Source organism: Pantoea sp. Acro-807 (assembly GCF_011752675.1).
Classification (GTDB): Bacteria; Pseudomonadota; Gammaproteobacteria; order Enterobacterales; family Enterobacteriaceae; genus Pantoea; species Pantoea eucrina.
Genome location: NZ_VWXE01000001.1, coordinates 955,809 through 977,717, shown reverse-complemented (window position 1 = coordinate 977,717; position 21,909 = coordinate 955,809). Strand labels below are relative to the sequence as shown.

19 protein-coding genes are annotated in these 21,909 nt (G+C 57.2%); 6 read left to right on the top strand and 13 right to left on the bottom strand.

Going from position 1 to position 21,909, the window contains the following annotated elements; genetic code table 11:
• Nucleotides 1–82: 82 nt before the first annotated feature.
• From F3J39_RS04620 to F3J39_RS04610, 3 genes are read left to right on the top strand one after another with little or no spacing between them, the layout of a single operon-like run.
• Nucleotides 83–2,695: a YdbH family protein gene (locus tag F3J39_RS04620; RefSeq protein WP_166713866.1), complete on the top strand. Its 2,613-nt coding sequence runs from the start codon at nt 83–85 to the stop codon at nt 2,693–2,695.
• Complete coding sequence (locus tag F3J39_RS04615; RefSeq protein WP_104085001.1) at nt 2,695–2,883, top strand: YnbE family lipoprotein; 189 nt, start codon at nt 2,695–2,697, stop codon at nt 2,881–2,883. Before F3J39_RS04620 ends, F3J39_RS04615 begins: the two co-directional genes overlap by 1 nt.
• Nucleotides 2,883–3,212 (top strand): YdbL family protein, encoded by a 330-nt coding sequence (locus tag F3J39_RS04610; protein ID WP_039384472.1) that lies wholly within the window; start codon nt 2,883–2,885, stop codon nt 3,210–3,212. Before F3J39_RS04615 ends, F3J39_RS04610 begins: the two co-directional genes overlap by 1 nt.
• A 70-nt stretch (nt 3,213–3,282) precedes the next feature.
• On the opposite strand, the gene F3J39_RS04605 is transcribed toward F3J39_RS04610, so the two are convergent.
• From F3J39_RS04605 to F3J39_RS04595, 3 genes are all read right to left on the bottom strand, one after another.
• Nucleotides 3,283–4,425 carry a hypothetical protein gene (locus tag F3J39_RS04605; protein WP_166713865.1) on the bottom strand — a complete coding sequence of 381 codons (1,143 nt, stop codon included), beginning with the start codon at nt 4,423–4,425 and terminating at the stop codon, nt 3,283–3,285.
• Between the two features lie 341 nt (nt 4,426–4,766).
• Nucleotides 4,767–5,366 (bottom strand): FMN-dependent NADH-azoreductase, encoded by a 600-nt coding sequence (gene azoR / locus F3J39_RS04600; protein WP_145339056.1) that lies wholly within the window; start codon nt 5,364–5,366, stop codon nt 4,767–4,769.
• Nucleotides 5,367–5,381: 15 nt separating this feature from the next.
• On the bottom strand, nt 5,382–5,630 hold the full coding sequence (locus tag F3J39_RS04595) for a hypothetical protein (protein ID WP_166713864.1): 249 nt from the start codon (nt 5,628–5,630) through the stop codon (nt 5,382–5,384).
• Here F3J39_RS04595 and hrpA point away from each other — a divergent pair.
• The gene (hrpA, locus tag F3J39_RS04590) at nt 5,617–9,513 is read left to right on the top strand and encodes an ATP-dependent RNA helicase HrpA (RefSeq protein WP_166713863.1); all 3,897 of its coding nucleotides are present in this window, start codon (nt 5,617–5,619) and stop codon (nt 9,511–9,513) included. The two genes, F3J39_RS04595 and hrpA, sit on opposite strands and share 14 nt — an antisense overlap.
• A 43-nt stretch (nt 9,514–9,556) precedes the next feature.
• Here hrpA and F3J39_RS04585 read toward each other — a convergent pair whose 3' ends face one another.
• From F3J39_RS04585 to rstA, 5 genes are all read right to left on the bottom strand, one after another.
• Nucleotides 9,557–10,363 (bottom strand): serine protease, encoded by an 807-nt coding sequence (locus tag F3J39_RS04585; RefSeq protein ID WP_039384464.1) that lies wholly within the window; start codon nt 10,361–10,363, stop codon nt 9,557–9,559.
• A gap of 270 nt (nt 10,364–10,633) precedes the next feature.
• On the bottom strand, nt 10,634–11,056 hold the full coding sequence (gene asr, locus F3J39_RS04580) for an acid resistance repetitive basic protein Asr (protein ID WP_104084998.1): 423 nt from the start codon (nt 11,054–11,056) through the stop codon (nt 10,634–10,636).
• A gap of 157 nt (nt 11,057–11,213) precedes the next feature.
• Nucleotides 11,214–12,698 carry a carboxypeptidase M32 gene (locus F3J39_RS04575; protein ID WP_039384459.1) on the bottom strand — a complete coding sequence of 495 codons (1,485 nt, stop codon included), beginning with the start codon at nt 12,696–12,698 and terminating at the stop codon, nt 11,214–11,216.
• A 12-nt stretch (nt 12,699–12,710) separates the two neighbouring features.
• On the bottom strand, nt 12,711–14,021 hold the full coding sequence (rstB, locus tag F3J39_RS04570; RefSeq protein WP_039384456.1) for a two-component system sensor histidine kinase RstB: 1,311 nt from the start codon (nt 14,019–14,021) through the stop codon (nt 12,711–12,713).
• Nucleotides 14,021–14,743: a two-component system response regulator RstA gene (rstA, locus tag F3J39_RS04565; RefSeq protein ID WP_039384454.1), complete on the bottom strand. Its 723-nt coding sequence runs from the start codon at nt 14,741–14,743 to the stop codon at nt 14,021–14,023. Before rstA ends, rstB begins: the two co-directional genes overlap by 1 nt.
• A gap of 176 nt (nt 14,744–14,919) precedes the next feature.
• On the opposite strand from rstA, the gene F3J39_RS04560 reads away from it, so the two are divergent.
• On the top strand, nt 14,920–15,333 hold the full coding sequence (locus F3J39_RS04560) for a hypothetical protein (protein WP_039384453.1): 414 nt from the start codon (nt 14,920–14,922) through the stop codon (nt 15,331–15,333).
• Here the strand turns inward: F3J39_RS04560 and F3J39_RS04555 are convergent, their stop codons facing one another.
• The 4 genes from F3J39_RS04555 to F3J39_RS04540 form a co-directional block, all read right to left on the bottom strand.
• Nucleotides 15,334–16,725: a basic amino acid/polyamine antiporter gene (locus F3J39_RS04555; RefSeq protein WP_039384450.1), complete on the bottom strand. Its 1,392-nt coding sequence runs from the start codon at nt 16,723–16,725 to the stop codon at nt 15,334–15,336. It abuts the gene before it with no gap.
• Nucleotides 16,726–16,930: 205 nt separating this feature from the next.
• Complete coding sequence (gene ydgH / locus F3J39_RS04550; RefSeq protein WP_166713862.1) at nt 16,931–17,887, bottom strand: DUF1471 family protein YdgH; 957 nt, start codon at nt 17,885–17,887, stop codon at nt 16,931–16,933.
• A 302-nt stretch (nt 17,888–18,189) separates the two neighbouring features.
• Nucleotides 18,190–19,146, bottom strand: a complete 957-nt coding sequence (gene uspE / locus F3J39_RS04545; RefSeq protein ID WP_071668843.1) for a universal stress protein UspE — start codon at nt 19,144–19,146, stop codon at nt 18,190–18,192.
• A gap of 118 nt (nt 19,147–19,264) precedes the next feature.
• Complete coding sequence (locus F3J39_RS04540; protein WP_039384441.1) at nt 19,265–20,017, bottom strand: FNR family transcription factor; 753 nt, start codon at nt 20,015–20,017, stop codon at nt 19,265–19,267.
• 251 nt (nt 20,018–20,268) lie between these two features.
• Here F3J39_RS04540 and smrA point away from each other — a divergent pair, with 251 nt between their 5' ends.
• Nucleotides 20,269–20,832 carry a DNA endonuclease SmrA gene (gene smrA, locus F3J39_RS04535; protein WP_166713967.1) on the top strand — a complete coding sequence of 188 codons (564 nt, stop codon included), beginning with the start codon at nt 20,269–20,271 and terminating at the stop codon, nt 20,830–20,832.
• Here the strand turns inward: smrA and F3J39_RS04530 are convergent.
• A complete protein-coding gene (locus F3J39_RS04530) occupies nt 20,829–21,749 on the bottom strand; it encodes a LysR substrate-binding domain-containing protein (protein ID WP_071668841.1) in 921 nt (306 codons plus the stop codon). The two genes, smrA and F3J39_RS04530, sit on opposite strands and share 4 nt — an antisense overlap.
• Nucleotides 21,750–21,909 lie beyond the last annotated feature (160 nt).

The window sequence follows — 21,909 nt, the reverse complement described above, 5'->3', positions numbered from 1 at the left end:
GCCAGGCTAACACCTTCATTTGCGAATGATTACGTGCCATCATTTCGGCAGGAAAATATAAACAACAGGATAGTTACCCGCCATGACGCGTGGCCTTCGCCGACTACTTGCCGCCTTGCTGGCGCTGATTCTGCTGCTGCTGGGCCTGCTGCTGACGCTGACGCAGTGGCTGCCACGGCTGGCCGGTATCTGGCTGCCGGATGAGACGCGCATCGAAATTGAGGGCAGGCCGGGCTGGCAGCAGGGCGCAGTGACGTTGCCGCAGCTGCGTTACCTGACGGGCAGCTGTACGCTGGCTAAGGTTGAGCAGGTGGCGCTGGGCCGCTCACAGCAGCGCTGGCAGCTTAGCGCACAGCGCGTCACGCTTAACAGCGCCTGCTGGCAGTCGCTGCCGCCGCAGCCAGCTTCTGCCGTACCGCGTACGCTGGCCGACTGGCAGCAGCGCCTGCCGGGGGCCGATGTACATATCCGCAGGCTGGCCGTCCTGCCGTGGCAGCACTATGCCGGTGAACTCGATCTCACGCTTGCACCGGAACAGCAGCAGCTGCGCTATCGCGGCGATAATCTCAGCCTGAACGCACGCCTGCAGGGCCAGACGCTGACGGTCGACTCTCTTAAGTTACAACATCCTTTTCTGACACAACCGCTGACGTTACATGGCAGCGTAGCGCTGCCCACATTTGCGGATGGCTTGCCAGTAACCGGCGCACTGCAGAGTGAGCTAAGCGTGGCTCAGTGGCCGCAGCCGCTGACGCTGGATCTGCAGTGGCAGCAGCAGCAGGGTAAGCTGATCGTTCAGGAGCAGGGCGATGAGACACCGCTGCTTGAGCTGCCGTGGCAGAGCGACCGCGATACGTTTCAGATCGCCGACGGGCGCTGGCGCTGGCCTCTGGCCAGTCAGATGCTGTCAGGCGGCGTGGGGCTGACCCTGACCGGATGGCAGCAGGGGATGGACAATCTGCGCGTGCAGGGGCGGCTGAATCTGCTGACGCAGGGGCGCGGCGGTAAAGGTAATGTGGTATTGAGCGTAGGGCCGGGACCGCTGCGCGTAACGGATAACGCGCTGCCGCTGCGCATTACCGGCGAGAGTAAATTTGCCGGGCTGCAGCTCTATGGCAGCCTGCCCGGCGAGCTGCGCGGTGCACTCAGCGCGCCGACGCTGACGTTCCAGCCAGGCGCACTGCTGCGCCTGCGCGGCCAGCTGCTGGATCTCCCTGAAGTGGATGAAGCGCGCTGGCCCCTGGCGGGTGTTTCACTTTCAGCGCAGGGCATTGATGGCCGGCTGCAGGCGATTCTGACGGCGCATAAGCGCGACTATGGTCACTTTACGCTGCATCTGGATGGCCGCGCTGCCGCGTTCTGGCCAGACAGCGGCAGCTGGCGCTGGCGCTACTGGGGCGACGGCAAACTGCAGCCGTTTAACGCAGAGTGGGATGTTACAGGCACCGGCAGCTGGCTGGATCAGCGTATTACGCTGGATACGCTCAATACCGGCCTGAATCAGCTGGCGTGGGGGCCGGTGCAGATTGACCGGCCGCGTATCCGGCTCACTGCGCCGCTGCGCTGGCAGCGGGATAGCACGCAGCCCGGTTTTGCAGGCAGTTTTCGTCTTGATGCGGGGCAAACGCACTTCAGCTACGGCGGCTGGCTGCCGCCTGCAGGGCTGACGTTTGATGTGAAAGGTCGCGATCCGGCACGGTTTTTATGGCGCGGTGAACTGCGCGCTGAAGATATCGGCCCGCTGCGCGTGCACGGGCGCTGGGATGGTGAGCGGCTACGCGGGGAGGCCTGGTGGCCGGCACAGTCGCTGCGCGTGTTCCAGCCGCTGCTCAGCAGCGACTTAAAAATGCGTATCCGCAGCGGTGAGCTGCGGGCGCAGGTCGCGTTTTCAGCCGGAGCCAGCCAGGCATTTCAGGCAGGCGGCTTCTTTGCGGTTCAGCAGGGCAGCCTGCAGCTGCCGGACAGTGACATCAACGGCATCGATTTTGCGCTGCCGTTTCGCTACCGCGCTCAGCAGTGGCAGCTGGGACGGCGCGGACCGGTTTCGCTGCGTATCCGCGAGGTTAACAATCAGTTTGCGCTGCAGAATATCACGGCCGATCTGCAGGGTTACTATCCCTGGCAGGAGAGACAGCCGCTTACCCTGAGTAACGTGACGCTCGATTTACTGGGCGGGCACGTCAGTATGCCGGCGCTGCGCATGCCGCAGCGCGAAGCGGCCAGGATTTCGCTGCGCCAGATCGATCTCAGCCGGCTGGTGACGGCACTCAAGCCCAAACAGTTTGCTATGTCGGGTAAGGTTAACGGTGAGCTGCCGCTCTGGCTCAGTAATCCGCAGTGGCTGATCAGAAATGGCTGGATCGCTAACAGCGGGCCGCTCACGTTTCGGCTGGATAAGGATACGGCAGACGCGATTGTAAAAGACAATGTCGCCGCCGGGGCAGCGCTGAGCTGGCTGCGTTATCTGGAGATTTCGCGCTCCTGGGCCACACTCGATCTGGATAATACCGGTAATCTGGTGATGCAGTCGCAGGTCACCGGCGTCAGCCAGTTCAGCAACCGGCGCCAGACAATCAATCTCAACTATCGTCATCAGGAGAATCTGTTCCAGCTATGGCGCAGCCTGCGCTTTGGCGATAATTTACAATCCTGGGTGGAGCAGAACGCCACCCTGCCATCAAAGAGGGATCCCTGATGATGAGGTTAAGAGGTGCGCTGCTGGCAGGCAGCGTTGTGCTGGCAGGATGCGTACCGCGGATTGAAGTGGCCGCTCCTGATGCGCCGATTACGATAAATATGAACGTGAAAATTGAACATGAGATCCACATCAAGGTGGATAAAGATGTCGAGGCGCTGCTGCAGAATCAGAGCGGGCTGTTCTGATGGCCCGCAACCGAACAATACGCGCCGTTGCGCTGCTGCTGGTTTTGCTGGCCGGGTCTGCCCATGCGCTGACGCTTGATGAGGCGCGGCAGCAAGGGCGGGTCGGGGAAACGCTGAGCGGCTATGTTGCTGCACGGCAGCAGGATGAGGTCACGCTGGCGCTGGTGAGTCGTATCAATGAGGGCCGCCGGATGGCGTATCAGCGCATTGCCGGAGAAAACAAACTCACAACCAGCGACGTCGCGCGGATTGCCGGAGAGAAGCTGGTGAGCCGGGCCAGCGCAGGGGAATATGTGCGCGGCATCAACGGCCAGTGGCTGCAGAAGTAACCGGTGGCGGGAGGCTCAGCGCTTTCCCGCCACCGGGTGTGGCTTGCGAAGGATCTGCTGCTGTCAGGCATTACGCTGCACTGCTGGTACGTAAGACTGCCAGCGCCGGCTGCCCTTCAAGCAGCGCGGCACGCATTTCGTTACGGTCGAAGCTGTGGCGTGTACCATAAATATTTCTTTTGTCATTGTGTATATCATTAAACAGTTTTGAATAGGCGTCATTAACCATCCTCCGGGTTATTGACTGTACTGAGTTAGCACGCTGGCGCCCACTTAAGCTCTGCGAATTACGACGTAAGGTTGCGGAGGTTGCGTTTTTACTTCCAATGTCTTCCTCTACCCGACTGACGCGCTGCTGCATAGTCGGTACGCCATATTTTATATTGTGCCCGATAGTGTTATTTTTTGATAGCGTGAAAAATCTGGCGTTAGCGCCTGAATTAACCGCATAGCGATTAGCCTGATCGCATAGCTTACGCAGATCGATTTCTTTATTTTCTTTTTCTGCCTGATCAATGATGTCACTTATAGCATTAAATATTAGCTCCTGTTTTGCTGCGTTATAAAGAAAGAGAGCATTGGAAGGACTATTGTCATATGCGTTTATTATTTCAGTCATTGATTTACAGCCTTCAGATTTGGTTCTGGCGGTATTTTCAAAGTGTGCTATTTTTTCGCTATGTTGCTGCCGGAATGTATCTGTCAGTGACGAAATATAACTTTTTATCGATGACCAGAACTGCGCAAATTGATGCTTAATTTGGGTTAGCAATGAGGGCGCGCCTTTATGCCCGGCTGTAGTTTTTGCCTGAGTAGTGACAGGGTCAGGTTTTGCTTCTGCCAGAGAAGATGCTGACACACTCGGTCGGGCGATAGAGATATCCTGTACTCTCGCAACTGGCGCTGCTACAGCCGTCGCTATAACCGGTGCAGCGATAGGGCGTGTTACGGAAGAAGATGGCGTGCGGTTGCCCGTACTATGAAGTTTTTCAAAAGCTGATGTCAGCTGCGAAACCTTCTTTTTAGCTTCAATTACAGCGATTTCGCGTGTGTTTTTAACATTGGCATTCAACTGTGCGTCATAGTTACCCGTTCTTTTAATGGGCATCTCAAACATTTTAATCTTGTCGCTCACACCCGAAAAAGAGTTAACGGTTGCAGTTTGTCCGGGCAGCGTATCGCTTACATGGATATAGCATAACAGTAAGGCCATATTATTCTCCTGGTAAAAAAATTATTATTTGAGTAAAAGTTCAAATGTAGTTACAGCCTGCACGGCTGGATTTGATTGCGGATTAATCGTGCCACGTTACTGGTGAGAAAACTTTCGTATTTCGATTTTTATTAAAAGTCGGGCGGTGCTGCGCTTTAATTAAAATGCGGGCGCGGGTTGTCAATAACAGGGTTGAAATCGTAAAGCAGAATGAGAGAGTGATACTGCAGTGTAAATTAAAAAAGCGGGCAGCCGCCGGGAAGCAAAGATATATTGACGTTAAAATAAAAAACCGGGCGCTCAGGCCCGGTAAAATGAAGCAGAATATCTTTTTTTATTAATCAGGCAGAGACGCGCTGTTTAATCGCATCTTTCGCATCAGTGGTCGCTTTGGTTGCCACTTCCGGACCGTAGGCGATACCTTCCGCGAAGACAAACTCAACGTCAGTGATACCGATAAAGCCGAGGAACAGCTTCACATACGGCGTCAGCAGATCGGTTGGGGTATCTTTGTGGATACCGCCACGGCTGCTCAGGATCACCGCACGTTTGCCTTTAACCAGACCTTCCGGACCCGCTTCGGTGTAGCGGAAAGTCACGCCCGCGCGGGCAATCAGGTCAAAGTAGTTTTTCAGCTGCGTCGGGATGTTGAAATTGTACATCGGTGCCGCAATAACAATGGTGTCATGCGCCTGCAGCTCAGCGATCAGCGCATCAGAGAGCGCCAGCGCCTCCTGCTGACGTGGAGAAAGTGGCGCATCTGAAGGACGCAGAGCACCCACCAGTTCACCATCCAGTACCGGTACCGGATCGGCAGCCAGGTCGCGTACGGTTACGCTGTCGCCGTTGGCGCGCGCTTCTTCAGCGTAAAAATCAGCCAGCTGACCTGACTGTGAATAACCGGCAAGGATACTGGACTTCAGAATTAATACGTGGCTCATAATAGGTTCCTGTGGTTATGCGGCGGGCTTCCCGCTCAATGCGTCATACTCTACGGCGTTCACCGGCAGCGTAAAAGCGTAATAATTCGAGGCCAATGTTCGAATTAATTGAATAAGCCAGCCGGAGCGGCTCAGCCAGCAGGCTGAGAATATGCTATCATGGCGTCCGGTAATTGATTGAATCTGCCGGGAAAGCGTCCCGGCGCCGCGCGTGTTTTCGCCGTGCTGCACTAACAGGTAATCCATCCTTATGTCATCATCCATTGAATCACCTTTAGCACCACTCTGGGCCCGGCTTGATGCGCTGACGCTGCGCGATCGCCAGCGCCTGCAGCGACGTCTGCAGGGTGCGGCAAAGGTGAAAAACAGCGCCGCACAACAGACCATTGCCGCAGAGCTGGCGGAGGAATTCAGCGTTGCCGAACAGCGCATCGCCCGGCGCGTGGCCGGCACCCCGCGCATCACCTTTCCGGAAAATCTGCCGGTCAGCCAGAAGCAGCAGGCGATATCAGACGCGATTCGCGATCATCAGGTAGTGATTGTTGCCGGTGAAACCGGATCGGGTAAAACTACTCAGCTGCCAAAAATCTGCCTGGCGCTGGGACGCGGCGTGAAAGGCCTGATCGGGCACACGCAGCCGCGTCGTCTGGCAGCCCGCACCGTGGCGAGCCGCATCGCGGAAGAGCTGGAGACCGCGCCGGGAAGTACCATCGGCTATAAAGTCCGTTTTACCGATCAGGTCAGCGACAGCACGCAGGTCAAACTGATGACCGACGGTATCCTGCTGGCGGAGATCCAGCAGGACCGGCTGCTGCTGCAGTACGACACCATCATTATTGATGAGGCGCATGAGCGCAGCCTTAACATCGATTTTCTGCTGGGATACCTGCGTGAGCTGCTGCCGCGCCGCCCCGATCTCAAAGTGATCATCACCTCCGCCACTATCGATCCGCAGCGCTTCTCGCGTCACTTTAATAATGCGCCGGTTATCGAAGTGTCAGGCCGGACTTACCCGGTGGAGGTGCGCTACCGGCCTATCGCGGAAGAAGCGGATGAGAGCGATCGCGATCAGCTGCAGGCCATTTTTGACGCCGTGGATGAGCTGGGGCAGGAGAGCCGTGGCGATATATTGATCTTCATGAGCGGAGAGCGTGAGATCCGCGACACGGCCGATGCGCTGATGAAGCGTGATTTGCCGCATACCGAGATCCTGCCGCTCTACGCGCGTCTCTCCAACGCCGAGCAGAATCGCGTGTTTCAGTCCCACAGCGGGCGGCGCATTGTCCTGGCCACGAACGTGGCAGAGACCTCGCTCACCGTGCCGGGCATCAAATATGTCATCGATCCCGGTACCGCGCGAATCAGCCGCTACAGCTATCGCACCAAGGTGCAGCGCCTGCCGATTGAGCCGGTTTCACAGGCTTCGGCAAACCAGCGTAAAGGGCGCTGCGGCCGCGTTTCGGAAGGGATCTGTATCCGGCTCTACTCCGAGGCTGATTTCCTCAGCCGGCCCGCTTTTACCGATCCGGAGATCCTGCGGACCAATCTCGCGTCGGTGATCCTGCAGATGACCGCCCTGGGGCTGGGCGATATTGCGGCGTTCCCGTTTGTGGAAGCGCCTGACAAACGAAATATTCAGGATGGCGTGCGGCTGCTGGAAGAGCTGGGCGCCATTACTCTTAATGAAAATGAGCACTACCGGCTGACGCCGTCCGGTCGTACCCTGGCGCAGCTGCCGGTGGATCCGCGGCTGGCGCGGATGGTGCTGGAGGCGCAGCGCTTTGGCTGCGTGCGCGAGGTGATGATTATCGCGGCGGCGCTCTCGATTCAGGACCCGCGCGAGCGGCCGGTCGAGAAACAGCAGGCGTCCGATGAGAAACATCGCCGCTTTGCTGATAAAGAGTCTGACTTTCTCACCTTTGTTAATCTCTGGAACTATATCCAGGAGCAGCAGAAAGCGCTGTCGGGCAACCAGTTCCGCCGCCAGTGTAAAAGTGACTATCTCAACTATCTGCGCGTGCGCGAATGGCAGGATATCTACACCCAGCTGCGTCAGGTCGTGCGTGAACAGGGGATGCCAGTCAACAGCGAGCCGGCACCTTATCGTGAGGTGCACTGTGCGCTGCTGACCGGCCTGCTGTCGCATATCGGACAGAAAGATGCGGAGAAGCAGGAGTTTACCGGCGCGCGCAACGCCCGCTTTGCCATATTCCCTGGCTCCGGTTTGTTTAAAAAACCGCCGAAATGGACCGTGGTGGCAGAACTGGTAGAAACCAGCCGCCTGTGGGGCCGGGTGGCGGCACGCATCGATCCGGAGTGGATTGAGCCGCTGGCTCAGCACCTTATCAAGCGAAGCTACAGCGAACCGCACTGGGAGAAAGCACAGGGCGCGGTGATGGCTACGGAAAAGGTAACGCTCTACGGGCTGCCCATCGTGCAGGCGCGTAAAGTGAATTACAGCCGCATCGATCCGCAGCTGAGCCGCGAGCTGTTTATTCGCCATGCGCTGGTTGAGGGCGACTGGCAGACGCGCCACGCCTTTTTCCGCACCAACCTGAAGCTGCGCAGTGAAGTTGAGGATCTGGAGCATAAATCACGCCGCCGCGACATTCTGGTGGATGACGAAACGCTGTTTGCGTTTTACGATCGCCGTCTGGGCAAAGAGGTGGTCTCTGCCCGTCACTTTGACAGCTGGTGGAAGCAGGCCAGTAAAGAGAATCCGGACCTGCTCAACTTCGACAAGCAGATGCTGATCAAAGAGGGAGCAGATAAGGTCAGCCAGCTCGACTACCCTAATGTCTGGCAGCAGGGCGATCTGAAGCTGCGGCTCACCTATCAGTTTGAGCCAGGCGCCGATGCGGATGGCGTGACCGTTCATATCCCGCTGCCGCTGCTGAACCAGGTGGATGAAGCCGGTTTTGAGTGGCAGATCCCTGGCGTGCGGCGTGAGCTTATCATCGCGCTGATTAAATCGCTGCCCAAACCGCTGCGCCGCAATTTTGTGCCGGCCCCCAATTACGCGGAAGCGTTTCTCGGTCGCGTTCAGCCGCTGGCACAGCCGCTGCTGGATGCGCTGGAGCGTGAGTTCCGGCGCATGTCAGGCGTGACGATTGAGCGCGATGCCTGGCACTGGGATCAGGTGCCCGATCACCTTAAAATGACGTTCCGCATTGTGGATGAGCACAACCGCAAGCTGCAGGAAGGTAAAGATCTGCATCAGCTGAAACAGGCGCTGAAAGGCAAAGTGCAGGAGACGCTGTCGAAGGTTGCCGATGATGGTCTGGAGCAGAGCGGCCTGCACATCTGGAGTTTTGGCGACCTGCCACAGAGTTATGAGCAGAAGCGCGGCAGCTATCAGGTCAAAGCCTGGCCGGCGCTGGTAGATGAAAAAGATAGCGTGGCGATCCGCCTGTTTGACAGTGAAGAGGAGCAGCAGAAGATGATGTGGCGCGGTCAGCGTCGCCTGCTGCTGCTGAACATTCCGTCACCGGTTAAATATCTGCATGAAAAGCTGCCGAATAAAGCCAAGCTCGGGCTCTACTTTAATCCGTATGGCAAAGTGCTGGAGCTGATAGACGACTGTATTGCCTGCGGCGTGGATAAGCTAATGGCGGAGGCGGGCGGCCCCGCGTGGCAGCAGCAGAATTTTGAGCAGCTGCGCGATAAAGTGCGGGCGGAGCTGAACGACACCGTGGTGACGATTGCGCAGCAGGTTGAGCAGATCCTCACCTGCGTGTTCAATATCAACAAATTTCTGAAAGGCCGCGTGGATATGACGCTGGCGCTGGCGCTGGCAGATATCAAACAGCAGATGAGCGGTCTGGTCTATCGCGGATTTGTCACCGGCAACGGCTACGATCGGCTGGGGGATACGCTGCGCTATCTGCAGGGAATCGAGCGCCGTCTGGAGAAGCTGCCCGCCGATCCGCACAGCGATCGCGCCCGCATGCTGAAGGTACAGGCGGTGGAACAGGCGTGGAACGTCTGGCGCAGCAAGCTGCCGCCGCAGCGCCGGGATGATGCCGATGTAGTGGCGATCCGCTGGATGATTGAAGAGCTGCGCATCAGCTACTTTGCTCAGCAGCTGGGTACTCCCTATCCGGTTTCAGATAAGCGGGTGCTGCAGGCGATGGAGCAGCTGAGCTGAATGCATAATGCGCGCAGGTGTGCGTGATCGCGCGCCTGCCTGCTTATTCAGCCAGCTCTTCGAGTTTATCTTTAAACGAGGTCACGGCAATGGCCCGGTTGTCCGCGCGATAGCGATCGACCGGCGCCGGAGCCGAACTCTGTACGGCGATGAGCTGCCAGCCATCATCTTTTTTCAGCAGCAGCGGGGAGCCGCTGTCGCCAGGCAGCGTATCGCACTGGTGCGAAAGCACGGCGCGCTGCGCCCAGCCGGTGACTATACAGTCGCTATGCGAATAGAGTGAATCGAGGTGATCGGCCGGATAACCCGCCTGCGTGACTTTGCGTCCGCTCTCTTTGAGCGCGGCGGTGAGATCGCTGCGTGAGCCATCAAACAGCGGGATCGGCACAATACCTGAAGGGGGGTTGTGCAGGATCACCAGACCATAATCGTAAGGCGCAGCGGCAGAGGGCACAATCCAGCCCTCGCCATCGGCCTGCAGGCGCCGCGCCAGCGACGGCTCAACCCGGGCATCTATATCGTGAATTTCGTAACGCCAGCCTTTTTCACCCGCCATAAAGCGCAGCGCAACCGGCTTATCGAACCGCCCTGGCGGTGTCAGCAGGCAGTGGCCGGCGGTCAGGGCCAGATGAGCAGAGATCAGCGTGGCGGTGCAGAGGTTGCCGCTTTCCGTCTCCAGCTGACCAATGGCATCCCAGGGCGCAGCGGCCACGTCGCTTATTGCCTGGCGATGGTCTTTACCAAAAAACAGCGTCTTGATCTCTTCGGGACTCAGCCCGTCTTCATCATCGGCGTGTGCTGTGAGGGTAAAGCCGAAAATACCAATAAATAACAGAATTGCCAGGCGCATAGTTCTCTCGACAGGGAGAATAAAAGGGAGTTTTTGTTATCACGCTTAGGCGATAACTATAGTCGGTGAGCGGTAAAAAAGGGAGAAATATTGGAGTAATCAGCGCGCTACAGCCATCAAATAAAAAAACTGGCCGCGACAATGCCGCAGAGAATCATCACAAAGAGAATAATTTCGAAGCGATAGCGACGCACCATTTTTCGCTACTCCAGTAAATAAACACCCGGCATAACCGGGTGTTTTAAACAACATCGTGGTGTTGGCGCGAACTTATTTCGCTGATTTTTTCATTTTGTGATGCTTTTTAGCTGCCTGCGCTTTCTGCGCAACTTTAGCGTGGTGCTTTTTAGCCGCCTGCGCCTTCTGTGCAGCAGGTTTAGCGGATTTCACGTGGTGCTTTTTGGCAGCCTGCGCTTTCTGTGCAGCGGGCTGAGTTGATTTTTTGTGATGCTTTTTAGCGGCCTGCGCTTTCTGTTCAGCAGGCTTGGTTGCTTTTTTATGATGCTTTTTCGCAGCCTGGGCTTTCTGCGCAGCAGCTTTATGTTTGTGATGCACCATTTTATGTTTAGCTGGCACAGCGGTAGTGGAGCTGGTGGTGGCAGTTGCCGCCGGAGCAGCGGTTGTCTCAGCAGCAAAAGCAGCAGAAGAGAGACCCATAGCAGCGGCGATTACCAGTGCACATAATTTTTTCATCGCTTAATCCTCGGACTATTTTTCATATGTAGCCCACTGCGGGGCCGGTGAAAACACTATATGAAAAAGCGATTTCGCTTTCCGTGAGGGATTGGTATCGGCGTGTAACGGATTGTACAAGGCGGGAAAGTGGCGGCCGTTGCGGCCGCCTGCGGGATCAATCTGCGAGGTAGCGCTGCTCAAGGTGCTGACGGAAATAGTCCGGGTTCAGCGCTTCACCGGTGGCGTTGCGCAGCAGCTGTTCAGTCGGGAAGCGACTGCCGTGCTGCCAGATATTCTGCTGCAGCCAGTCAAATACCGGCTGCAGCTCGCCGTTAAGGATCAGCGTCTCCAGCTGCGGGATCGCGCGCTTAACCGCCTGATAAAGCTGTGCCGCATACATCGCACCCAGCGTATAGGTCGGAAAGTAACCGAACGCGCCGTCGGTCCAGTGGATATCCTGCATACAGCCATCGCGATAGTTGCCACGGGTATCAATGCCGAGCGACTGCTGCATTTTTTCATCCCACAGCGCCGGAATATCCTCTACCTCAATCTCACCTTCAATCAGCGCGCGCTCAATCTCATAGCGCAGAATAACGTGTGCCGGATAGCTCAGCTCATCGGCATCGACGCGGATAAAGCCAGGCTTGACGCGCTGCGCCAGACGAATAAAGTTAGGCGTCTCCAGCGCAGGCTGCTCACCCATCAGCGCGACGACCTGCGGCTGAATATGCTGCAAAAAGGCGCGGCTGCGGCCCAGCTGCATCTCCATAAACAGGCTCTGCGACTCATGAATCGCGGTAGAGCGCGCCAAGGCCACTGGCTGACCCCGCCACTGCTGTGGCAGATTCTGTTCGTAGCGCGCGTGCCCGGTCTCATGGATCACACCCATCATGGCGCTGAGAAACTCGCTTTCGTTGTAGCGCGTGGTGATGCGCACGTCGTCCGGCACACCGCCGCAAAAAGGGTGGGCGCTGACATCCAGACGACCATGATTGAAATCGAAGCCGAGCAGCTTCATTACGCTCAGCCCCAGCTGCTTCTGTGACTCAACGGCAAAGGGTCCCAGCGGCTGAAGCGGCGCCTGCGCCTGCTTTGCCACCGCCCGCTGCAGTAAATCAGGCAGCCAGCTTTTCAGCGCGCCAAAAGTGGCGTCAAGCCGGGCGCTGGTCATGCCTGGCTCATACAGATCCAGCAGCGCGTCATAGCGCGACGTGCTGGCCGCAGCGGCGCGCAGCTGCGCCTCTTCCCGGCTCAGCCGGACAACCTCTTTGAGGTTAGCGCTGAAGCCCTGCCAGTCATTCGCCGGGCGCTGCGATCGCCACGCATGCTCGCAGCGCGAGCCCGCCAGCGATTTTGCTTCGACCAGCGCGGCGGGAAGCAGCGTTGCCTGACGCCAGGCGCGCTGCATCTCCGCCACGTTTGCCTGCTCAACATCGTTCAGCGACTCCTGCTCAGCAGCAGAGAAAAGCCCTTCCAGCGCCGGCGCGGTCAGCAGCTCATGCATAAACACGCTGAGTTCGGCCAGCGCTTCGCCACGCGCCTGACTGCCGCCGGGCGGCATGGTAGTCTGCATATCAACCCCGGCAATCGCACCGAGGTGACCGAAACGGGAAAGGCGCTGAAACGTGCGGGTAAGTTCCTGATAAGCTGATGTCACAGCCAGATCTCCTTAAGCGGGTAAGCGGGGGGGTGTCTCACGCAAGGGTAAATCAACCGGCCAGCAAAAGCGAACGCTGGCGCCGCCGAGCGGCGAGCTCTCGATCACCACCTGACCCTGCAGCGCCTGGGCAATCGAATGGACGATAGCCAGCCCGAGGCCGCAGCCGCCGGTCGCGCGATCGCGGCTGGGATCGAGACGAACGAAAGGCTCAAAAACCCGCTGGCGCTCTTCGGCCGGAATGCCGGGACCATCATCCTCTACCTGCAAAATGCCGGTTGTGCCGTCAAACCAGAGGCTGACGCGCAGCCGCTCAGTAGCGTAGCGCAACGCATTATTGACGAGGTTATCCAGCACCCGCTCCATCAGCCGCATGTCGGCGCTGCCGGTATTCTGCAGCTGCGGAATATCCAGCGCGATCTGCGTGTGCGGCTGCATACTCTGTACATCAGCAATATAGAGCCGCAGCCACTGCGCCAGGTCGAACGACTGCAGATGCAGGTCGACCCGCGGACGGTCCAGCCGGGCATAGGTCAGCAGTTCTTCAATCAGGCTCTCCAGCTGGCCCACATCGCGATTCAGCGCGGCGGACTCCGCCTCTGTCAGGTTATCGCTCATCTCCAGCCGGTAGCGCAGGCGCACCAGCGGCGTGCGCAGCTCGTGGGCGATGCCATCAATCAGCTGTTTTTTGCTGGCCACCAGCGTATTGATGTTATCCGCCATCTGGTTAAACGCCACGCCGAGACTGTGAAGGCTGGAGGTGCTTTCAAAATGGGTGCGCACGTCCAGCTCACCGCGGCCAAAGCGCTCCGCGGCTTTCTCCAGCCGCTGCATCTCCTGCCAGTGCGGACGCAGCCAGATAAATACCGGCAGTGCCAGCGACATACCGATAAACGCCACCAGCGCAATATCCAGCAGCCGCATCTGATGCAGATAAAACAGATAGGGGATAGGCCCGACAGAGAGCACGTAGTGGCTGCGGGGAATATGCTGCAGAAAGGTGTATTGATCGTCGAGCGCGACAATTTCGCCGGCGCGCAGACGTTTCATATCCCTCTCATCAAGCTGGTATTTGCTCATGGGTTCGATATTGAGATCGAAGGAGAGGTCAAGATCGAGACTGCGGATAGTTTTGTTCCAGTCACGCGGCGGGATCTCGCGCAGCTCGCTGCGCATCAGAAACAGCGAGCTGGCCATCAGGTCATTCATCGACTGCCGGCCAGCCCGCTCGGCGGTAAACTTATACACCAGGCCCACCAGCAGGGTCATCACCAGAAAGCAGACAAACAGCAGCAGGTAAAACTGAATAAAGAGCTTTCTCATCAGCTGCGGGTATCCCAGGCCTGAGGCGCAAACAGGTAGCCTTTGTTGCGGATGGTTTTGATGCGAAACGGCTCAGTCGCGCTGTCATAGAGCTTTTTGCGCAGCCGCGAGATAGCCACATCAATACTGCGATCCATGCCGTCATAGCTCACGCCGCGCAGCGTCATCAGCAGCGCGTCGCGATCGAGGATCTCGCCGGCGTGGCTCGCCAGCTGCCACAGCAGATCGAAGTCGGCCGTTGAAAGCGTAATGTTCTCATCAAACAGCAGCACCTGACGGTTCAGCGCATCGATGGTCAGCGAACCAAACCGCAGCACTTTCTGCGACTGCTGCTGTGCCGGCGTGCTCTCCGGCTTGTTGACCACCGCCTGACGCAGATGCAGCCGCAGCCGCGCCAGCAGCACGGCAGGGGGCGTGGTCTTGAGAATGTAGTCATTGGCGCCCATTTCAAGCGCGAGAATATGGTTCATATCGCTGTCGAGCGAGGTCAGCAGGACAATGGGACCACTCCAGTGCGCCCGCAGGTCGCGGCAGAGCGTCATGCCATCTTTACCCGGCAGCATAATATCCAGCAGGACCAGATCCGGCTGGACGTTAAGAATCGTCGCCTCGGCGCGATCGCCGCGCGTTTCGACCACCACGTCAATATCATGGCGACCCAGATAGGCGGCGATCAGCTCGCCGACTTCCGGCTCATCTTCAACATAGACAATTTTGTTCATAGGTAAGCGCGCTGAAAAAGAATGGCAGCAGCATAGCTTTTCCTGGTCCTGAGCACTACGCTACCGCACGAAATATCCCTGTCTCACTGGTATGTATACCGTGAAATGTGCCATTATTAGCGGCGCGTTAAGGCGCAAGGTTCGGAACCGCATTGAAAAACAGGAGGAGTGCGAGGGTGTCTGATAAAGAGCTGGCTTCAGCCGGATACAGTGATCGCATCTGCTTCAATTACAGTGACTTTCTCTCCGCTTCCTGCAAAAAACGCTGGAGCTTTGTTGACGCCATTTACGGTGTCATGCCCATTTTTGGCATGGTAACCCGTAAGTCCGCTCACAGCTTACAGGCCAGCGACGATCATCTGAAAGAATTAGCGTTGCAAATCATTTCAACGCAGGTCAGCGATGAGATCAATATCGCCCGGCTGATCACGCTGGCGGAGCAGCAGCATATCAGCCGGTTTGATATTCAGCTGCCTTATCCGCTCTCTGCGGAACAGCTTGATGGGATCCACCTCGAATACAGCAAACCCCTGAATCTTACACAGCAGAACGATCTGCTGTGCGTCTCCATTCCGGCACTCGCGCATTGATTACTGCGTAAGCTGCCACAGCGCGGGCAGCGATGCCGCCATCAACAGCACAATCGCCATGCGTTCCAGCTGCAGCAGCGGCTTGTCACCGCGTCCGCCGCGGCGCGCGTAGAGAAACAGCAGCAGTCCCGGCGCGTAAAGCACCACGGAGAGCAGCAGATGCAGCGGGCCTGAGGCGTAGAGCAGCCAGAGGCCATACAGCGTGGCACCCAGCCCGATGCTCATCGCCAGCGGTTTCTGCTGGCCGCGCACCACCTTCATCAGATAGAGTCCCACCAGCAGGTAAGGCACCAGAATCATCTCTGAGGCGATTGTCAGCAGGGTATTGTAGTCAGCGCCGGTCAGCGCGATGGCGATCAGGCAAACCTGTACGCTGCCGTTGGTCAGCCACAGCGACGCCGCAGGCGAGTTATGACGGTTTTGTCGGGCGAGGCTGCGCGGAAATGCACCCTGCCGGGCAGCGATAAAGGGAACTTCAGCCGCCATGATGGTCCAGCTGAGATAGGCGCCGCAGACCGAGACAATCAGCCCTGCGGCTATCACCGCATCGCCCCAGTGACCCAGCAGATGCGTCATCAGCCCGGCCATTGACGGGTTGCGCAGCTGCGCCAGCTCAGCGCGCGGGATCACACCCAGCGAGAGCAGCGTGACCAGCAGATAAACCAGCAGCGCCGCCAGCACCGCCAGCAGCGTGGCGCGCCCCACATCCTGTTTATTGCGCGCGCGCGCCGATACCACCACGGCACCCTCAACGCCGATAAAGACCCACAGCGTGATAAGCATGGTCTGCTTGATTTGCTGCCACAGCGGCTGACCCAGCTCAGCGCCGCTGAAATCGAAGCTGAACCGGTCATAATTAAATGCCAGCAGCGCCAGCACCACAAACAGCAGCAGCGGGACCAGCTTGCCAAGCGTGGCCAGCATATTAATGCTCGCTGCGGTCTGCACGCCGCGCAGCACCAGCCAGTGTACCAGCCAGAGCAGCACCGAAGCGCCCAGCATCGCCTGCCAGGTGTTACCGTCGCCAAACACCACGTGCTGCGGCGTATCGGTAAAAAAGCTCAGCGCAGAGAACACAATCACCAGATAAGAGACGTTGGCGATCACGGCGCAGAGCCAGTAGCCCCACGCCGAGCAGAACCCCGTCAGCTCACCAAATCCGGCGCGGGCATAGGTAAAGATACCGCCGTCGAGCTCCGGTTTGAGCCGCGTCAGCAGCAGCATTGCGAGGGAGAGAAAAATGATACCCACCCCGGTGATGAGCCAGCCGATGAGCAGCGCCGCCGGACCCGCGACGGCCGCCATATTTTGCGGCAGACTGAACACGCCCGCGCCAAGCATGGAGCTGAGCACCAGAGCCGTCAGCGCGCTAAGACCTAATTTTTTATCCAAAATGCCATTCCTGAACAGCAGAGTATGCTGGGTCGTGAACTTTCCGTAGAAGTGTAGTGCACCATCAGGCGCAAATTAAAACGGAATCCCCTGAAAACAGGCGGCAGATTTTACGAGGAGGAGAGAGGGATGGCAATGCAAGAGTATGCAGATTTGTGCAGGAACTATGCAAACAGCAGGGCAGTCTGGCTGCCCCGCTGCATCATTATTTAAACAGGTCGGCGGTAACGGTAAGGTTGCCACCGCTCTGGTTCTGCCACTGGCGCGTGATGTGGTAATACTTCGCGCCTTTGGCGATAGCCCGCTTGCCGACGGCCTCTGAAATCTCAGTCGGCGTGCCGAAATGATCGGAGAAGGTGATGGTATCAAACGGCTGCATCTGCGCGGCGGTAATCGCATTGACTTCCTGCACGCTGCGGCCGTCTGACTGCTTCACCGTATAGCGTTTGCCGGTTGAACTCTGCGTCTCAAAGAAGCGACCTACATTGGTGCTCGGCGTATCAGAAGAGGCTACACCCGGCAGCGCCACGCGCGACGCCGCTGCGCCGCCAGCGGCCAGCGCGGCTTTTCCGGCTTCAGAATCAGCAGGAATCGAGTTTGATGTATCCTGGACGATACGCGCTTTGGCATCAGCTTTATAGACATAGGCGGTGACGTACTGATTGCCGCCGTTATTGGCATCAACCTGGCGCACGATAAAGAATGAGGCGGCGCCTTTTTTCTGTGCGGCTCTGGAGATCGCATCATTTACCGCAGGCTGGCTGGGGAAGAAGCCACTGACTGAAACCGTGTCGAACGGTTCAAGGCGGTAGGCTTCCGCTTTCGGCAGCTCTTTAACGCCGTTGATCACGCGATACTGCGTATCGGTCGATGCTTTAGCGGCGTCCGCTTTGTATAAATCTGCGGTGACGCGCCAGTTGCCGCCGTTACCGTTGGTATCATTGATGCCCTGAACGTAAAACGAGTCAGCGCCTTTCTCATCTGCTGCTCTCGAGACTGCGCTGGTGGCATCACCGATTGCGTTGAAGCGGCCGTTGATATTAATACGTTCGAATGGTTTCAGGCCGGCCGCTTGTTCCGGCGTCAGCTCTTTGGCAGCAAACGCGTTAGCTGCCAGCAGCGATAACAGAGTAGACGCCAGAATGGTGTTCTTCAGCTTCATAAAAATGATCCTTCGCCTTACGCAAAATGAGTACGAAAACGTGCTGGACTCTTGATGTATAACAGATTAGCCGCTGATTATTGCATGTAATAATCAGCCTGTCTCAGCCAATTTAGCGTGAATGCTGTATGGATGCATGTCTCTTTTTGCGGCAATATTTTTTCTGAAATCGCGGACGCATCTGTCGGGCAGTTAAGCGCGTAGCCCTTTCAGGCTACGCGCTGCGGTATAGGATGTTGTTAAGCGGGGCAATGGATCAGGATGGGCGTCATCATGCAGGGGCGCCGCAGCGCCCGTGACGGTTAATCCTCTTCATCTTCCTCATCATCACGATCGACCGGCGATTTAAAATCATCCGGCTTGATGGCCAGTAAATCACAGCGCAGATGATCAATAACCTGTTCAGCGGTGTTGCCAAGAAAGGCCGCCGAGAGGCCGGTACGGCCAATCGTACCAAGCACGACAATACCGGCATCCAGCTGTGAAGCGATATCGGGGATCACCTCTTCCGGCAGGCCTTTAGCGACGTGAGTAAACTCTTCACCAATGGAAAATTTTTGTCGCAGCGCTTTCATCGCTACCAGATGCTGACCGCGGATAGCGTCGTTATAGACGCTGGGATCAAAATCGGGCAGCTCAATGGCGATATTAATCGGCGTAACCGGATAAGCGCCCACCAGATGGACCTCGGTGTGATTTACCATTTCCGCCAGACGCGCGGTTTCGCGGATCAGTTTCTGATTCAGCTCATCGTGATGCGGCTCTTCGCTGGCGAGGTTTACCGCCACTACCGCTTTACCGCCTTCCGGCCACGGCTGATCTTTTACCATCCACACCGGGCAGGGACATTTACGCAGCAGATGCCAGTCGGTGGGGGTAAAAATAACCGACTCCAGCCGGTCATGCTGGTGTGCCATTTTCAGCACCAGGTCATGATTGTGCGCCAGCACCTCCTGAATAATCGCTTCAAAAGGGCGGTTGTGCCAGACCACTTTGATTTCGATATCTACGCCGGCATCCAGATAGGCCTGCGCCTGCTCACGGATCCACTCGGTGCGCTGGCTAATCACCCCTTTGCGCATATTGGTGCGCTCATCAGGCGAAAGCAGGGTGGTCATTTCATAGGAGAAATCATAGATAGGCAGAAACGCTTTAATTTTTCCGCCGATGCGTTGATTCAGATAAACCGCGCGACGCAGCGCCGGCTGATCGTCCTGCTGAGGATCGATCGCGACCAGAACATGTTGGTAACGGGACATAGCGCACTCTCCTTAGACCCAGGCCATATGGAATAAAGATAGCCTAAGTTCCGGGCGTGCAGAAGCGGAAAAGGTGTAGCCGGATCAATAAAATAACAATTACTGACCCGGCATTGCCTCAGGCGGGTTGTTCCGCCTGACCCGCCAGCTCAGAGAGCAGGGCGTGATCTTCAATAGTGATATATTTGCCTTTAACAGCCAGCATGCCGCTTTTCTGAAAACGCCCCAGCAGGCGGCTGATGGTTTCAACCGTCAGTCCCAGATAATTGCCGATATCGCCGCGCGTCATGGTCAGCCGGAACTCGCGCTGCGAAAAACCGCGCTGGCCAAAGCGCCGCGAGAGATTCCAGATAAAGGCGGCCAGACGCTCTTCAGCATTTTTTCTGGAGAGCAGCATAATCATATCCTGATCGCCTTTAATCTCTCCGCTCATCAGACGCATCATCTGCTGACGCAGTGCGGGCATTTTGCCTGACAGATCGTCCAGCGTCTCAAAAGGGATTTCGCAGACCATGGCCGTCTCCAGCGCCTGTGCGAAGCCCGGGTGCTTAGCGTTAACGATGGCATCAAACCCGACCAGGTCGCCTGCCAGATGAAAGCCGGTGATCTGCTCGTCGCCCTGTTCGGTAATGGTATAACTCTTGATTGTGCCGGAGCGAATGGCATACAGCGACTTCAGTTCGTCACCCGCCTTGAATAATGTCTGGCCTTTCTGAATCGGCTTTTTACGTTCGATGATGTTGTCCAGCTGATCAAGCTCATGCTCATTCAGTGTGAAAGGAATACACAACTGGCTGATACTGCAATCCTGACAGTGGATCGCACATCCGCCAGACTGAATACGTCGAATGCTGCGTTTTTCCTGGATCATATCTGTACGCTCGATGATTATTGACTGCCGTCAATTTTACCATTTTTCTTCCTGCTGTGAATGCATACAGGCTGGATCTGGCACAAAAACCTTACAAATATTGGGTATTCGCCCGATTGCTTTCACCCGCGCTGCGCAACAGCATCCTGCCTCTGCTGTTCAGACCTTTTACCCCGTACGGCAACCTTTGCTATTCTTCAGTTTTATCAGTATGCCGTGCGCATATGCTTAATCGGGTATGGGGAAACATGATGAACCTTGATGATGAAGACCTGTTCCGCGATGCCATGGGGGATGTCACGCCCCTGAAAGATTGTGCTAATACGCAGTGGCTGCGTGCGCCCTCCACTAAAGCGCCACGGACTGTGCCGCCGGAGAGCGAAGAGAACTTTCTTACGCGCGGTTTTCTGGAGATTGTCCCGCTCACATCACCGCTGGAGTACCGGGCAGAAGGCATTCAGCAGGGCGTCGTGGATAAAGTGCGGCTGGGCAAATATCCGCTGGAGGCCAGCCTGAATCTGCTGCGTCAGCCGGTGGAGACCTGCCGCCAGTCACTGTTCAGTTTTATGCAGGAAGCGCGCCGGCAGGGGCTGCGTAATTTGCTGATTATTCACGGCAAAGGACGTGATAACGAGTCGCATGCCAACATTGTGCGCAGCTATCTGGCGCGCTGGCTGCAGCAGTTTGATCAGGTGCAAAGCTTCTGTACCGCACAGCCGCAGCACGGCGGTGCGGGCGCGCTTTATGTGAGTTTGCGTAAAACTGAGCAGGCGCGGCTCGACAACCGCGAGCGGCATGCAAAGCGCAGCCGCTAATGGTGAAACTTGCGGATCGTGGCGATCAGCACTTCAGCGCTGAGGCTGAGCGGATAGCCGCTGCGGGTGATGATCCCTACCGGTTCGCCCGGACCGGGTGAGGCGAGCGGCAGTGCATGCAGGGCATGGTGTTCAAGATCCTCCTTGACCGCGCCAGAAGGAACAAACCAGACGTAGTCGTAGCGCAGCGCCAGCTGGCGGGCAAGGGAGGTAGAGGAGGTTTCAACGCAGTCCGGAGGCAAACTGCAGCTCTGCTCATCCAGCATATGCTGCGCGATGCGCCGCGGCGCGGTGCCTTCCGGCGAGATCACCACCGGCCACTGCATGGCGCGGGACAGTGTGACGTTGTCACTTAAAAGCGGATGTTCCGGCCTGACGACCAGCTTCAGCGACTCCAGAAACAGCAACTCATAACTTAACCCCGCCATCATTTCACTGCTGGCCATGCGGCCAATGCCGACATCAAATTCACCGGCGCGCAGCCCGGCCAGCAGCACGTTGTTGTGCAGCGTGGCTACCTGCACCGTGGTGTTTGGCTGCTGCTCATGAAAGCGGTTCAGAATCTGCGGTAACATGCCCATTGCCGCCGTGGTCAGCGCCCCCAGCCGGATAATAACCGGCCGTCCCGGTGCCGGCGCGTTAAAGCTTTGCGCAGCATGATTCAGCGCGTCCAGCACTTTTACTGCGTAAACCAGAAACTGTTCGCCCGCCGTGGTCAGCTGCGCGCCTGAACGCCCGCGATCCAGCAGGCGCGCGCCTGCCAGCTCTTCAAGCTCATTCAGGGTCTTGGAGAGCGCAGGCTGGCTCAGGCTGAGCGTCTCTGCTGCACGCCCCAGCGTTCCCTGTTGCGCAACGGCGACGAAAGCGTGCAGATGGCGCAGGCGAATGCGCTGGCTGAAAACCGTGTTTTTATCCATAGGGTTAACGTAATCCGTAAGGGCTGGCGAGAGCAACCAGCAAAAATGCGTTCTGTTAACTTAATTGCAAAATGAATTTAACAAAAGTCTTTTCATACACGGCCTCCCTTAACCCCTTGTTTTTGCAACCTGGTCCCGACTGGCTGAAAAGCAGTTATTG